The 15443-nt window shown below is 31.8% G+C and carries 16 protein-coding genes, 1 tRNA gene and 1 pseudogene; all 18 read left to right on the forward strand.

Annotation, left to right across the window (positions count from 1 at the left end; translation table 11 throughout):
• The first annotated feature begins 18 nt into the window (after positions 1 to 18).
• The 18 genes and pseudogenes from sigG (at position 19) to RH915_RS00300 (ending at position 15443) form a co-directional block, all read left to right on the forward strand.
• Positions 19 to 792, forward strand: coding sequence for an RNA polymerase sporulation sigma factor SigG (gene sigG, locus RH915_RS00215; protein ID WP_310477734.1), 774 nt, complete (start codon positions 19 to 21; stop codon positions 790 to 792).
• A 140-nt stretch (positions 793 to 932) separates the two neighbouring features.
• Positions 933 to 1253 (forward strand): YlmC/YmxH family sporulation protein, encoded by a 321-nt coding sequence (locus RH915_RS00220; RefSeq protein ID WP_310477200.1) that lies wholly within the window; start codon positions 933 to 935, stop codon positions 1251 to 1253.
• Positions 1254 to 1321: 68 nt separating this feature from the next.
• Positions 1322 to 1780 (forward strand): transcriptional regulator NrdR, encoded by a 459-nt coding sequence (gene nrdR / locus RH915_RS00225; RefSeq protein ID WP_310477201.1) that lies wholly within the window; start codon positions 1322 to 1324, stop codon positions 1778 to 1780.
• Positions 1781 to 1923: 143 nt separating this feature from the next.
• Complete coding sequence (locus RH915_RS00230) at positions 1924 to 2664, forward strand: DUF1614 domain-containing protein (protein ID WP_310477202.1); 741 nt, start codon at positions 1924 to 1926, stop codon at positions 2662 to 2664.
• A complete protein-coding gene (gene spoIIP / locus RH915_RS00235; RefSeq protein ID WP_310477204.1) occupies positions 2654 to 3814 on the forward strand; it encodes a stage II sporulation protein P in 1161 nt (386 codons plus the stop codon). The genes RH915_RS00230 and spoIIP overlap by 11 nt, the downstream gene beginning before the upstream one ends.
• Before the next feature lie 16 nt (positions 3815 to 3830).
• Positions 3831 to 4724, forward strand: a complete 894-nt coding sequence (locus RH915_RS00240) for a YIEGIA family protein (RefSeq protein ID WP_310477205.1) — start codon at positions 3831 to 3833, stop codon at positions 4722 to 4724.
• An 11-nt stretch (positions 4725 to 4735) separates the two neighbouring features.
• Positions 4736 to 4930, forward strand: a complete 195-nt coding sequence (locus RH915_RS00245) for a capping complex subunit for YIEGIA (RefSeq protein ID WP_310477206.1) — start codon at positions 4736 to 4738, stop codon at positions 4928 to 4930.
• Between the two features lie 15 nt (positions 4931 to 4945).
• Positions 4946 to 5203 (forward strand): hypothetical protein, encoded by a 258-nt coding sequence (locus RH915_RS00250; RefSeq protein WP_310477207.1) that lies wholly within the window; start codon positions 4946 to 4948, stop codon positions 5201 to 5203.
• Between the two features lie 22 nt (positions 5204 to 5225).
• A complete protein-coding gene (locus RH915_RS00255; protein WP_310477208.1) occupies positions 5226 to 5690 on the forward strand; it encodes a DUF3189 family protein in 465 nt (154 codons plus the stop codon).
• A 77-nt stretch (positions 5691 to 5767) separates the two neighbouring features.
• On the forward strand, positions 5768 to 7141 hold the full coding sequence (locus RH915_RS00260) for a DUF512 domain-containing protein (RefSeq protein WP_310477735.1): 1374 nt from the start codon (positions 5768 to 5770) through the stop codon (positions 7139 to 7141).
• Positions 7134 to 8456 carry a ribosome biogenesis GTPase Der gene (gene der / locus RH915_RS00265; RefSeq protein ID WP_310477209.1) on the forward strand — a complete coding sequence of 441 codons (1323 nt, stop codon included), beginning with the start codon at positions 7134 to 7136 and terminating at the stop codon, positions 8454 to 8456. The genes RH915_RS00260 and der overlap by 8 nt, the downstream gene beginning before the upstream one ends.
• 3 nt (positions 8457 to 8459) lie before the next feature.
• Positions 8460 to 9053 (forward strand): glycerol-3-phosphate 1-O-acyltransferase PlsY, encoded by a 594-nt coding sequence (gene plsY / locus RH915_RS00270; RefSeq protein ID WP_310477210.1) that lies wholly within the window; start codon positions 8460 to 8462, stop codon positions 9051 to 9053.
• A gap of 17 nt (positions 9054 to 9070) precedes the next feature.
• Entirely contained in the window at positions 9071 to 10102 is a 1032-nt protein-coding gene (locus RH915_RS00275) for an NAD(P)H-dependent glycerol-3-phosphate dehydrogenase (protein ID WP_310477211.1), read from the forward strand.
• Between the two features lie 168 nt (positions 10103 to 10270).
• Entirely contained in the window at positions 10271 to 11746 is a 1476-nt protein-coding gene (spoIVA, locus tag RH915_RS00280; RefSeq protein ID WP_310477212.1) for a stage IV sporulation protein A, read from the forward strand.
• Positions 11747 to 11862: 116 nt separating this feature from the next.
• A tRNA-Pro gene (locus RH915_RS00285) sits at positions 11863 to 11939 on the forward strand.
• Positions 11940 to 12012: 73 nt separating this feature from the next.
• Positions 12013 to 12267: a TIGR03905 family TSCPD domain-containing protein gene (locus RH915_RS00290; RefSeq protein ID WP_310477213.1), complete on the forward strand. Its 255-nt coding sequence runs from the start codon at positions 12013 to 12015 to the stop codon at positions 12265 to 12267.
• 792 nt (positions 12268 to 13059) lie between these two features.
• Positions 13060 to 13539, forward strand: a pseudogene (locus tag RH915_RS11475) (M15 family metallopeptidase); the annotation flags it as partial.
• A 644-nt stretch (positions 13540 to 14183) separates the two neighbouring features.
• The gene (locus RH915_RS00300; protein WP_310477217.1) at positions 14184 to 15443 is read left to right on the forward strand and encodes an HlyD family efflux transporter periplasmic adaptor subunit; all 1260 of its coding nucleotides are present in this window, start codon (positions 14184 to 14186) and stop codon (positions 15441 to 15443) included.

Genomic DNA, 15443 nt, shown 5'->3' on the forward strand with positions numbered 1-15443 from the left:
GTGAAAGGACGAAATACAATGCATATTAACAAAGTTGAAATCTGCGGAGTTAACACATCCGAATTACCAGTATTGACAAACAAAGAAATGAGAGGATTATTTGACTTAATAAAAGCAGGGGACAATGAAGCAAGAGAAAAATTTGTTCAAGGAAATCTTAGATTAGTTTTAAGTGTAATACAACGCTTCAATAATAGAGGGGAGCATGTAGATGACTTATTTCAAGTAGGATGTATTGGATTAATCAAGGCTATAGACAACTTTGATTTAAGTCATAATGTTAAATTCTCAACATATGCAGTACCGATGATTATCGGAGAAATTCGGAGATACTTAAGAGACAATAACTCTATACGAGTAAGTAGATCTTTGAGAGATACAGCCTATAAAGCTTTACAAGTTAGAGATCAGCTCATTAATCAAAATTCAAAAGAACCAACTATATCAGAAATTGCTTCAAAACTTGATATGCCAAGAGAAGATGTTATTTTTGCTTTAGATGCCATCCAAGACCCAGTATCATTGTTTGAGCCCATTTACCATGATAGTGGAGATACAATATATGTAATGGATCAGGTGAGCGATAAGAAAAGTGAAGATGAAACTTGGATAGACGGTATTGCTTTAAGTGAAGCAATGCGTAAGTTAAATGAAAGAGAGAAACTAATTCTTAACTTAAGATTTTTTCAAGGAAGAACACAAATGGAGGTTGCCGAAGAAATAGGAATTTCACAAGCTCAGGTATCTAGACTTGAGAAAACAGCAGTAAGACATATGAAAAAGTATGTATAATAACGTAAGAGCTCTAATTTTCAGAAGATAACTTATTAAAGTTATCTTTTTTTTCTGAAAAAGTAATAATATCCTATTATATCTAATAAATTTAAACTAGGGTTTGTACAAGAATATTAATGATTGTTAGGAGGAAAATAATGATTAAAGCAACTGATTTAACACAGAAAGAAGTTATCAGTCTTAGTGATGGACGTAGGCTGGGTTTAATATCAGACTTAGAAGTAGATTTAAAGAGAGGAAGAATTAATGCGATAATTGTACCTAGTGAAGAAAAAGGATTTAACTTTCTAAATAAAGAAGCAGATCAAGAAATAAGATGGGGGCAAATTAGAAAAATTGGTTTTGACGTTATATTAGTGGAGTTAATAAATAATACAGATGTAAATAAAGAAGATAGCGCTTTATTAATAAAAAGTGAGAAACATATAATAGATATAGAAGATGATGGTAAAGAATAAATTATTTAGACATCAAGTTAGAACTATATTATAATAATGATACAAAGAGAACAAAAGGAGGAGATTCAATGAATTGTCCTTTTTGTGGATATTCAGATTGTAAAGTAGTGGATTCAAGACCAACAGAAGAAGGACAGGCAATTCGACGAAGAAGAGAATGTATTGATTGTAACAAAAGGTTTACAACTTATGAAAAAATAGAGCAAGTTCCTCTAATTGTTATTAAAAAAGGTGGAAATAGAGAGCCCTTTGATAGTAATAAAGTAATTAATGGTATTATAAGATCTTGTGAAAAAAGACCCGTATCATTAAAAGACATTGAGATGATTATAAGTGAAATTGAAAAAGAAGTATATAATTCTCTAGAGAGAGAAATTACAACAGAGCTAATCGGTGAACTAGTAATGATTCATCTAAAAAAACTTGATGAAGTCGCTTATGTTAGATTTGCATCTGTATATAGAGAATTCAAAGATATTAATACCTTTTTAGGCGAATTAAAAAAATTATTAGATGAAAAACATTAACGTTAAAATACTCTATCAAAGAGTATTTTTTTTTGTTGCTTAAAACCTTTAAAGCTTTGGAATATATTGTTGTTCATATATTTATTTTCTAAAGGGAATGATAAAAACAACTAAGACAAAATAATTTTAAGGAGGAAAAAATTATGTCTTTAGGTATGATTCTATTAATGATCGTCACAGTTTTAATTTTCATGGGTTTAGCAGAACGTGTTCTAGATAGATTAAGATTAAGTGATAAAGCTGCTATTGTAATTATAATAGCAATGGTTTTATCCACTATATTTATACCAGATATAAATATTACAGAAAACGTGTCATTTAATATTGGTGGTTTTATAATACCTGTTGCATTAGGGATATATTTATTTATAAAAGCAGGTACAAACAAAGAGAGATTCAGAGCAATAATGGCAGCAATTGTAGCAGGAGCAGTCATTTATATTACGCAAAGATATGTATTGCCAGCAGAACCTGAGGCTCAATACGTTGATCCAAACTATGTATATGGAATTCTCGGTGGCTTGATTGCATATGTTATGGGCCGATCAAGAAGGTCAGCTTTTATTGCTGGAATTTTTGGGATTGTAATAGCTGATGTGATCCAGCTGATAATAAATACAATAAATAATGTTCCAGCCCCTACAAGATTTGGTGGTGCAGGTGCTTTTGATACAACAGTTATGGCGGGTATATTAGCTGTTATAATAGCAGAGGTAGTTGGTGAAGCGAGGGAAAGATTACAGGGGGGAACAAGTAAAAAAAATATGCATTTTGAAAATGGAGAATTTGTGAGTTCCTTAGGAAAAAAGAAAGATGAAAAAGACAATAAGGTTATTGATATTAAGAAAGATAAAGACGATGGAGGTGACTTAGATGAAAAATAAAAGCATATTTGTCATAATTATGACTGTACTTTTAATAGTGACATCGATCCCTCTGAGTTATGCAGATGATCTATATAGAAATTCAAATGGTTATTACACAGTCTTTGATGAAAATGATAATTCAGTTATTTTTAAAACTGCACATGAAGTAAAAGAAGGAGATCAATATCTTAGCGGGGATAATAAATTATACAAAATAACTAGAGTAGACAAAGAACAGAGAAAGGCATACGCAAAATATATAGAAGATGTACAATTACCAAAGATAAACGAAGATGCACTAACATCATTTGTAGATAAGCTAAATAGTGGTGAGAGTTTGGCCATGGTTTTACAAGCACAAGCAGATACTGAAGGTGAAAATGGTGGAGTAGGACTTTATTGCACCCATAGTTCTGAATCATACGTTCCAACAGATGGTTCAGAGAGTATAGAGGGTAGTGGAGGGATCTTACAAGTAGCAGAAAGAATGAGTGAGTCATTTCAAGAAAATGGAGTTGAAGCAGTATTTGATAATACATCTCATGACCCTCATGATTCAGGTGCTTATAAAAGGTCGAGACGTACTGCTACTCAACTTTTAACTGAGCACCAACCAACAGCACTACTTGACGTTCATAGAGACGCAATTCCAGCGGAAGAGTATTCAACTGAAATAAACGGTGAACCTGCTTCACAGGTGAGATTGGTAATAGGAGGTCGAAACCAAAATTTTAGTGCAAATGAAGAAGTTGCATTACAGGTAAAGGCAGTTGCAGACAAAATGTATCCTGGTTTAATTAAAGATATATTCTATGCCCAGGGTGATTATAATCAAGATCTAACTCCGAGGGCAATGCTTCTTGAAATGGGGACTTATGAGCAAGAGAGGGAGTTAGCAGAAAAAAGTGCAGGGTATTTTTCAGAAGTTTTAACAACATCTCTATTCGGGGGAACTTTCGAAGATCAAACAGATGGTGGTACAGAACAAGCACAGCCAGTACAGGAAAGTAATAGGGGTTCTGGTACAGGAATTATAGCTATAGGTGTAGTTGTTGGATTAGGAGCATTGGCATTCTTGTTCTTAAGTAGTGGTGGAAAAGAGTGGAAATCAAAATTAGGAACTTTTAAAGAAGAATTTAATAATTTCTTGGGGAGAAAAAAGAAATAAGATAGGTGGTTATAAAGTGGAAAAGGATTTTTTAATAATATTAGTATCCTTTATTATGGGAATAATTGCGCGAACATTTATGATAAAAGTAGATTATAGGCAATACCCTACTTATCCCCAATCTTATTTATCACATATAACTTTAGGTATTATTGCTGCCGGCTTAGGGGCAGTAGTAATACCTGCAATAGCAAATAAAGAGTTTGTTGCCGTAACATTTTTAGCTATTGCAGCACAACATTTTAGAGATGTAAGAAGTCTTGAAAGAGAAAGTTTAGATAACATTGAGCCAACGGAACTCGTTCCTAGAGGGACGGCATATATAGAAGATATTGCAAAAATTTTTGAAGCCAGAAATTATATGGCAATCCTTACGGCAACGGGTACGGGTGCTACATTGTACTTAGCACTTTACTTTGAATTAAATAGATACTTTAGTATAGCTTTAGGTATTATAATAGGGTCTATTATCATAACAGCTTTAAATAGACTATTAAAAATGAGTACAATAGAAGAAATAGCAGATGTTCAATCAGCTGAAATAGAATTTGATGGTCCTTTATTAAAAATTGCAGGTACATTTGTAATGAACATAGGCCTTAAAGATTCAAGAGAAATTTTTAAAAAACAAGGAGTTGCTGTAGAAATTATACCAAAGGATAAATATGCTACAGCAATTCTTTCTAATATCGGACAAAGACAAGCAATACAACATAATGCTGCAATACAATTAGGCATTCGAAAAGATGTCGATGAGCCAGATTTTACACCAATAGCTAGAATTAACACGGCTAACGGCAATGTAGTTATGGCAATTGTTGTAAGAGATGCAGATATAAATAAGTATATTGAGGCGGTTAAAGGTACGCCAATTTTAGAAAGTGCAAAAAGAAAACCAATTGATATATAAGGATGAGAGCGATGGATTATGGCATAAAAGAGTTAATTATTGCAATAATAACAACAAACAGGGAACTTGTTTCAGGAGGAACAGCACCCATATTTTATGTTGAAAATGATGAAAAAAAAGAAGAAAAAGCACTTCTAGTTTCAAAAACAACAATGGGCATGGTTCATGATATTGGCGATGGAACTTATATTGTTGTAAAACATTAGTTAGGATGGGGTTTTATGAAAATTATTTTTACATCTAAGGCTAATAGCTATAAGACTATGAAAGAAGCATATAAGCATATTGGTTTAGATGAAAAACTCATAGACCCAAATTGTGATTTAGGTAAAATGAAATTACACTATTTAGGACTAGACAGTGAAAGTAATGAAGTGTATGTTTCTAATTACTATAAAAATAAGCATATATTTTCTAATATTATTAGTGGGTTAGGAAGTGTTTTCAAAGAAGAGATAATAATACTAGACATAGATTAAAGCGATTAGTAGGTGGTAAGGTATGAAAATAATATACTGCTGTTATGGTGGGGCACATACATCAATAGTTGCCTCGTCTATCCATATGGGATATCTTCCCACAGATAAAATTCCAACGTCTGAAGAGATTCTCTCTGTGCCTTACTATGATCAAAGTGCAAATAATAGTGTAGGTACTCCTTTGTTCATGGGTGTAGATGAATACACAAATGAAGTGTATGTCATGGGGATGGGACATCATAGAGATTACTATGCAGTAATGACATATGAGTATGCACATATTCTTGCGTCAGATAAAGGAACTTCTATAAGAATAATAAATGCACTTTCATGTATCAACAATTACATCCGTATTGGTGGTTTTCTATCAAGGCGAGCTAACCTAATATCGATAGGTAGACCATTAACGGTGTTTGGTATACAAAGAAATTATAAATATTTTGTTGAACTTGTCTCAAATCTAAAGAAAGCAATAAAAGTTGACTGATTGTTAGCATCAGTGCTAATATAATAATTGGTATTGTTTATTTTTATGATATAATATTAGTATCAGATACCAATAAAATAAGAGTAGGTGCTTTATTGGAAGGAATAAAAAATAAGAACATAATAAGTAAAGTTTTTGCGGGAAGTATTGCAGAAGAAGTTGGGATAGAGGCAGGTGACTTTCTCTTAAGCATTAATGGAGAAAAAATTGAAGATATTATTGAATACAGGTTCTATATGTCAGATGAATATTTAGAAGTGGCCATAGAAAAGCAAGATGGTGAACTATGGGAAATTGAAATTGAAAAAGATTATGATGAAGATCTTGGTATTGAATTTGAAAATCCAATTATTTCGGAAGCAAAAAGTTGTAAAAATAAATGTATATTTTGCTTTATAGACCAGCTTCCTAAAAATATGAGAGAAACTTTATATTTTAAAGATGATGACTCAAGATTATCTTTTTTAACGGGGAATTATATCACACTTACTAATATGAAATCGGAAGATATTGATAAGATAATAAAATACCGGATAAGTCCAATTAATATATCAGTACATACTACAAATAGTAAGCTTCGTGAAAAGATGCTTAATAATCGTCATGCTGGGGACATATTATCTATTATTCATAGGTTTGCGGAGAATGGTATTTATATGAATTGCCAAATTGTACTTTGTCCAGATGTTAATGATAAGAAAGAATTAGATAATACAATAAAAGATTTAGGTCATTATAGTAATTTTATACAAAGTTTAGCTATTGTCCCGGTAGGCTTAACTAAATATAGGGAAGGACTTTTTAAATTAAGAGCATTTGAGAAAGAAGAAGCGCTAAAAATAATTGAGCAAATAGAGGGTTTTCAAAAAAAATTCAAGCAAGAAACAGGAAGAAACTTTGTGTACTTAGGAGATGAGTTTTATCTTTTAGCTAATAAAGCTTTTCCTATATACGAAGACTACGATCACTTTACTCAACTTGAAAATGGTGTTGGACTAGTGACGAAATTTAAAAAGACATTTTATGATTATCTAGCCACAATAGAAAAAAAAGAACTTATTAAATCAAAGAAGATTACCGTTGTTACCGGAGACCTTGCATTTAATATTATAGAAAGTTTAACCAAAGACTTAGTAGAAAAGATCGAAGACGTAGAAATACAAGTAATACCTATTAAAAATAACTATTTCGGCGGACATGTGAATGTAAGTGGCCTAGTTACAGGTACTGATATAATTGATACACTAGAAGGAAAAGACCTAGGAGAAAAAGTTATTATTCCAGAGTCAATGTTAAAATCAGGTGAAACCATATTTCTTGATAATGTAACAATTGAGGATATAGAAAATAAATTAAAAACCCGTATATCTGTTAGCGAAGTTGACGGGAGTAGTTTTATTAAAGAAATACTAAGGAATGAAAGTGAAGAGAGGGGTGCAGGCTATGCCTAAACCGATAGTAGCAGTAGTGGGAAGACCAAATGTAGGAAAATCAACTTTTTTTAACAAGATAGCAGGACGAAGAATATCTATCGTGGAAGACAAACCAGGTGTGACAAGAGATCGTATTTATACCGAAGTAGAGTGGTTGAATTACAGCTTTACAATGATCGATACTGGTGGAATTGAACCTGATTCAGAGGCTATTATACCATCACAAATGAGAAGACAAGCAGAACTAGCCATTGAAACAGCAGATGTAATCGTATTTATGTTAGATGGTCGAGAAGGGTTAACGGCATCTGATCGCGATATCGGCGATATGCTAAGAAAATCTAATAAACCAGTTGTTCTATCTATAAACAAAGTAGATACTAAAGAAAAGAGTGAGCACTTTTATGATTTTTATGAATTAGGACTAGGAGAGCCTAATGAAATATCTGCTTCATTGGGATTAGGTATCGGAGATTTACTAGATGAAATTGTAAGACATTTTAGTTCAATTGATATTATTGAATATGATGAAGAAGTTATGAAAGTTGCTGTCATAGGAAAACCAAATGTAGGTAAATCATCTATTATTAATAGAATATTAGGTGAAGACCGTGTTATTGTAAGTGATATTGCAGGAACAACTCGAGATGCTATTGACACCCCTTTTTCTGATGGGGATGATCACTATGTACTTATTGATACCGCAGGTATTAGAAGGAAAAGTAAAGTAACAGAAAATATAGAACGTTATAGTGTTATAAGATCCATAGCAGCAGTGGAAAGAGCTGACGTTTGTTTGCTTGTTATTGATGCAACAGAAGGAGTGACTGAGCAAGATAAAAAAATTGCTGGGTTTAGTCATGAAAACGGTAAAGGACTAGTTATTGTTGTAAACAAGTGGGACTTAATTGAAAAAGATACACATAGTATGAATAAATTTACAAAATTAATTAGGGATGAGCTTTCTTACTGTATGTATGCACCAATCTTATATATATCAGCATTAACAGGACAGAGAACCAACCAGCTACTTGAAAAAATTAAGTATGTAGCCAATCAAAATGCAATGCGTCTGCAAACGGGTACACTAAATGAAGTAATTGGAGAAGCCACACTTTTAAATCAACCACCATCTGATAAAGGAAGACCATTAAAAATTTACTATGGTACCCAAGCCGCAGTTAAACCACCAACCTTTGTTTTATTTATTAATGATAAAGAACTAATGCATTTCTCCTATGAGAGATATTTAGAAAATCGTATAAGAGAATATTTTAATTTTGAAGGGACACCTATTAGATTTATATATAGGGAAAAATCTGGGGGCGAATAAAAAATGGTGGATGTTATCATTGTTTTGGTTGCATATGCATTAGGTAATTTTTCAACTTCTTTTATAGTGGGAAAACTAATGGCTAATATTGATATAAGACAGTGCGGAAGTGGTAACGCTGGGTCTACAAACGTGCTAAGGACATTAGGTAAAAAGGCAGCAGCTTTTACACTTTTAGGAGATAGCATTAAAGGAGTTGCAGCTGTTTTGATCGCAACATATTTTGGTAATGCAGAAAATATAGAACTGATTACAGGAATAGCCGTTGTACTAGGACACAATTATCCTATACTACTTAAGTTTAAAGGTGGAAAAGGAATTGCTACAACAATAGGAGTAGCAGTAATAACAAATTATATAGTAGCGTTAATATGCATAGGCATTGGCTTAATAGTATTAATAAAATATAAATATGTATCCCTAGCATCTTTAGTTGCTATCATTTTATTTGCAATAATTTTATCAATTCATAGCATTGAGTATTTTTTATTTGGAGCAATACTATGTCTATTAGCAGTGTATAGGCATAAGGATAACATACAGAGATTACTTAATGGGACAGAAAGAAAAATTGGTGAGAAACTAAATTCATTGTAAGGTAAGGGGGAACTGGAATGAAAAAAGTAAATGTTACAGTTTTGGGAGCGGGAAGTTTTGGAACTGCTTTAGCGTATTCTCTTGGTAATAGTGGACATAATGTTAAGCTTTGGATGAGAAATGAAAAGCAGTATGAAGAGATGAAAGCAACAAAAATAAATCGAAAATACTTACCGAATATTATGCTACCACATACTGTAGACTATATGCTAGACATAGAGAAAGCACTAGCAAATAGTGATATAATTTTACTAGCAGTTCCAACACAGAAGGTAAGACAGCTTTTAATAAAAATCAAACCCATTGTTAAAAAAGAACAAATCCTAGTTAATGTTGCTAAGGGTTTAGAAGAAAATAGCCATTTGCGTATATCAGAGGTTATAAAAGAAGCGTTAGATAATCATCCTTTTGCTATTCTTTCTGGACCTTCGCATGCAGAAGAGGTAGGAAAAGATATGCCAACAACACTTGTTGTAGCTGCAGAAAATAAAGAAATTGCAGAATACGTACAAATGGTATTTATGACGTCTGTGGTTAGGGTTTATACAAATCCAGACGTAATTGGTGTTGAGTTAGGGGGCGCATTAAAAAATGTTATTGCATTTGGTGCAGGTATAGTTGATGGACTGGGTTTTGGTGATAATGCAAAAGCTGCCTTAATGACCCGAGGCATTAGAGAGATAGCAAGACTTGGAGATTCTATGGGATCTAATGTATATACATTTGCTGGATTATCCGGGATCGGAGACCTGATAGTAACATGTACAAGTATGCACAGTAGAAATCGTAGAGCGGGTATATTAATTGGAGAAGGAAAAACACTAGCGGAAACTTTAGAAGAAATAGGGATGGTAGTTGAAGGAATAACAACAACTAAAGTGGCATATGAACTAGCAAAGAAGAGAAATATTGATATGCCAATAACTGAGCAAATTTATAACGTTTTATATAATAATCATGATGTTAAAGAATCAGTAATTAAATTAATGTCCAGAAATAAAAAACAAGAGATAGAGGAAATTTATGAAGAAGAAAAAATAGAATGGTAAAAATCGGAATGCCTATATGCTAGGCATTTTTTTATACCCTAATAACTCCCCTTATATATTTAACCTAATGTTATAAAGAAGATTGTCATATTATTATGTTGTAATCATATATTTATAGTGTTAATAGTATGGATGTCTAATTATATCCAGACAAAAGGAGGGGATTTTATGGAAAAATATAGTATTTACAGCGATATAGCACAGCGAACGCAGGGAGATATTTACATAGGCGTTGTAGGACCAGTAAGAACAGGAAAATCAACTCTTATAAAAAGGGTGATGGATTCCTTGGTACTACCCAATATAGACAATGCCTATAAAAAAGAAAGAGCGAAAGATGAGTTGCCACAAAGTGGTGCTGGTAAAACGATTACTACAACTGAACCTAAATTTGTTCCCAATGAAGCAGTGGAGTTATTTCTAAAAGATAATGCCACCTTTAAGCTAAGATTGATCGACTGCGTAGGATACCTTGTAGACGGAGCATTAGGGCATCAAGAAGAAGGCATACCAAGAATGGTTAATACACCATGGTTTGAAAAACAAATTCCATTTGAGGAAGCAGCTGAAATTGGAACAAGAAAGGTTATACAAGAACACTCAACAATTGGGCTTGTTGTAACTACTGATGGTTCTATTACAGAAATAGATCGGGATAGCTACGTTGAAGCTGAGGAACGTGTTATAAATGAGTTGAAAGAAATTAATAAACCATTTGTAATTGTACTAAACTCTAAAACCCCAACATCTGAAGAAGCAATTAATTTAAAAGAGGAGTTAGAAAATAAATATCAAGTACCCGTAGTAGCAAAAGATTGTGCCATAATGAACACAGCTGACATAAATGAAGTTCTAGAGAGTGTTTTATTTGAATTTCCAATTAATGAAATAAATATAAACTTACCAGCTTGGGTTGAAAGCATAGAATCCAGCCATTGGCTTAAAAGCTCTATTATTAATGGAATAAAGGATATTGTAAGTAATATAAGAAAGCTTAAAGATGTAAGTATACTAGTAGATGGGTTGAAAGAAGTTGAAAATGTTGAAAATGTTGATTTAAAAAATATTAGAATGGGCGATGGCTCAGCTCTAATTGACTTGAAAACCAATTATAACTTATTCTACGATATTTTAAATGAAAAAACAGGGTACACAATAGAGGGAGAACATCAATTAATTGGTTTAGTAACTGAGCTAGCAAAGGCTAAGAAGGAATATGATAAAATAGCAAAAGCGCTAGAAGATGTGAAGACAATTGGATATGGGTTAGTACCACCATCATTTGATGAACTAACTTTAGAAGAACCAGAGATTTTTAAACATGGAAATCAATTTGGTGTAAAATTGAGAGCAAATGCACCTTCACTGCATTTTATGCGAGCGGATATAGCTACAGAGGTATCTCCAATAGTAGGAACAGAGAAACAAAGTGAAGAATTAGTACGTTACTTACTAGAAGAATTTGAACAAGATACAGATAAGATTTGGGAGACAAATATGTTTGGAAAATCCCTTCATGATATGGTAAAAGAACAACTGCAAAATAAATTATTCTTAATGCCTGAAGATACAAGAATAAAACTGCAAAAAACATTACAGAAAATAATTAATGAAGGTAATGGTTTGATTGCTATAATACTATAGACTCAAAAGCATTAAAAAAATTTGAGAAGAAAACAAGCGAAGTAATTTATTTGTTTGTTTTCTTCTCATTTGTTGACAATTATTGAAATTACAATTAAACTATAATAGGAAAATATCTGGCTGTGGCGCAGTTTGGTAGCGCGCCAGAATGGGGTTCTGGAGGTCGCAGGTTCAATTCCTGTCAGCCAGACCATTTGTAAAACCTGTAGTCTTACTAGATGCAGGTTTGGTTTGTTTTATATTACCTGATATTAGGAGGATTCGCAATGTATTCGTATACACCAAGAGGGGTTTGTGCTCAAAAAATTAATTTCACAATTAGTGAAGGTATAGTTAAAGAAGTTTCATTTTTAGGAGGCTGTTCCGGTAATTTAAAAGGAATAAGTCAACTTATAGAGGGCATGCATGTGGATGAAGCTATAGCAAGACTAAAAGGAATAGAATGTGGACCCAGAGCTACATCATGTCCAGATCAACTTGCAAGTGCATTAGAAGTTGCAGTACAAAAAGAAGTATCATAACATATAAAAACAGCTATCCAAGCTGTTTTTTTAGCTGTAGAAAATGACATAAGTCATCACTGATGTTTTTCAGAAAATATAAGTCAAGTTTAAAAAATTATATGCTTATTAATTTCCTAGAGTAGTTGTTATATTAGTATGAATGATTTCATAAACAAGTGTCGAAAAATATCTAACTATGTTATAATTAATTCAAAATAAGTATCATAGGAGGATATTATGTTTGATCTTGGAAAAGAGAATTCTGTAAAGGTAATTGCAGTTAGTGTTATAGCGCTGTCCATATGGCAAGCACTTAGTATGCCAAGCCCTTTTGACTCAGCCATAAATAATGGACAAGAAAATAAAAATGAAATATCAGTATTTTACCAAATATACCAAGGTGATACTTTAATAGATAGTGTTGAAACAGTTGAAGAAGCATTAGAATTTGATCGTTCGTATGAAAATATTTCAGTGAAAAAAAGCACCACAAATGAAGAAGTTTTTAACAATTACAAACAATATACATTATACACTGATTCAGGGTTTATAAACTCTTTTGATGAATTTGAAAAAGCAAAGACAGAAGCTAAAAATATAGACCATTCATTTGTATATGATAATACATTAAATAGGTTGATATATTCAAATTTTGATCGAAAATTAGAATGGACTGATGATACAAAACAAGGAGATGTTTTTTTAGTTAATAGAGAGTATCCCCTAGATGAAGGTTATGAACCTTTAGATATTATAAATCTAACAGCTGTAAAAAATGAGTATATTTTAATACAAACGAATAACATGATTATGGATAGAAATGCTTTTGATGCATATTATAAAATGGCTAAAGATGCCTATGACCAAGGAATTAGGGGTATGATTATGGCTAGTACTTTTAGATCATTTGCAAGACAAGAACATTTATTTAACCAAAGAGTACAAAGATTAAAACAAACTTATGATTATGAAACAGCATTTAAAAAAGCAGCCACAGTAAATGCAATACCTGGTACAAGTGAGCATCAAACTGGTCTAGCTGTTGATATTACAAATCTAGATGAAAATGGAAGGATGTTAAACTTAAGCCAATCCTTTGAGTCTACAACAGTCGGAAGCTGGTTAAGTAAGAATTCATGGAAATATGGTTATATATTACGCTATGAAGAAGAAAAAATGGATATAACCGGCATTATATATGAGCCATGGCATTTTAGGTATGTAGGAAAACCCCATGCAGAAATTATATTTAATAACAATTTAGCATTAGAAGAATACATTGATTTCCTTAAGGATGAGAATGAAATTAAATTTACTGATTATAACAATAAAACCTATGCAATTTACTACTTTGATAGCCTTAAGTCAGATGGGTTAATTAGAACTTTAAAAACAGAAAATATATCTGCAATATCAGGAGATGGTCATAAAGGTATTATATTAACCGTAAAGAAATAACTGATAAAATATAAAATCATATTTAAACAATTTAAATAATATATTATAGTATAGCACCTTAAATAACAATTATTACAATAATAAAGGGTTGATATACTAATGAATACTTTGCCGTCCAAAGTTAAAAAAAATACCATTAATGACATAAAGGATAATGAATTACGTTTTAAGAGAAATGTTTTATATAATGTCGTAACATCAATTTTAGAAATATCTCTAATAATTGGCTGTATCTATGGCCTATTAATGTTATTAGTAGAAGTATAGATTCAGTATAAAGATTATATTCTGAGAAGCGATTCTATAAATAGTGATCAAAGACTATTTCTATAGAATCTTTTTTTTTATAAAATTAAATATAAAGAAGTGATAAACAGCTTCAGAATTTTTATTAAAATAATAAAAATATCGTTTAAAATAAAGGAATTTAAACGCAAGTGAAGAATATTATAAATGGGTAGTAGGAAGGTGATGAAATGAAAAAAAGAAATTTACGTAAGCGGCGAATTAGAGGAATAGGGATTGTTATAGCAATTATATTTTTCATTTCTAGATTATGGCCAATCTTAGGTACAAATAAACAAACTCATATAGCAACTTACGGAAAGGTTGAAGAAACAATCTCAGTAGAAAGTTTTATTGTTAGAAACGAAAAGGTAATAACATCAGGTATGGGCAAAGCGGAATACTTTATAGCACCAGGTGAAAAAGTAGCTAAAGGACAAAAGATTGCTAAGTATATACTTTCTGAAGAAGACCAAAGCAAAGCAAAGCAACAGTTAAATGTGATTGAATCAAGGATTAAAAACATTGAAAATTCACAAAAAGAAAATAGTCTACTTAAAAGTGATTTAACAAAAATAGACAACCAGTTAACACAACATATAGATTTGATACAAACTGCTATTAATGAAGAGGACTACGAAACAGCAGATAATCTAAAAAGAGAACTGGATGATATACTTGATAAAAAGAATGTTATCTCTGGAGACCAAAGTTTTTCAGGTGGAAATTTATCAAGTTTAGAACAAGAAAAAAAACTACTAAAGGAGCAAATATCAAACACCACAAAAATGATACATGCTAATTATGCTGGTTACATTGGGTTAGGAAAAGATGGACTAGAAGAAATCTTAAATATGGACACTGTTAAAGAATTGCAACCAAGTGATGTAAAAACGATCAGAAATATATTGAATGATAATAAAAAATATAAAGATGAAGAAGGCAATAGTGCATTAAGAATAATCACAAGTCACAGGTATAACATAATTATTCCTTTGGATAAAAACGAAGTTAAAGGTCTAACTATTGGACAAACATTAAACATAAGGGAACCAGGCGATGAGCGTGAATACAATGCGCAAATAAAAAAGATTATAAATGATAAAGAAGCAAACAATTCACTTTTAATTTTAAATGTAAGTGAGCATTTGCCAGGATTCCACTATAAACGGCATATAAGCTTAGAATTAATAAAAGATACCCGTGATGGGATTGTTATCCCTACCGAATCCATTGTTGAACAAAATGGGAATCTAGGTGTTTTTAGAGTTAATAGAATAGGATATATTAGATTTATACCAATTAACGTATTAAGTCAAAATGATAAAGACACAGTTGTACAAAATACATTTTTCCTTAATGACAACAGGGAGAGAATATCTACTATAACCTATTATGATGAAATTGTTCTTAATCCAAGTCAATATGAAGATGGTCAAAAAATACGATAG

Origin of the sequence: Serpentinicella sp. ANB-PHB4, from assembly GCF_031432315.1 — a bacterium.
GTDB lineage: Bacteria > Bacillota > Clostridia > Peptostreptococcales > Natronincolaceae > Serpentinicella.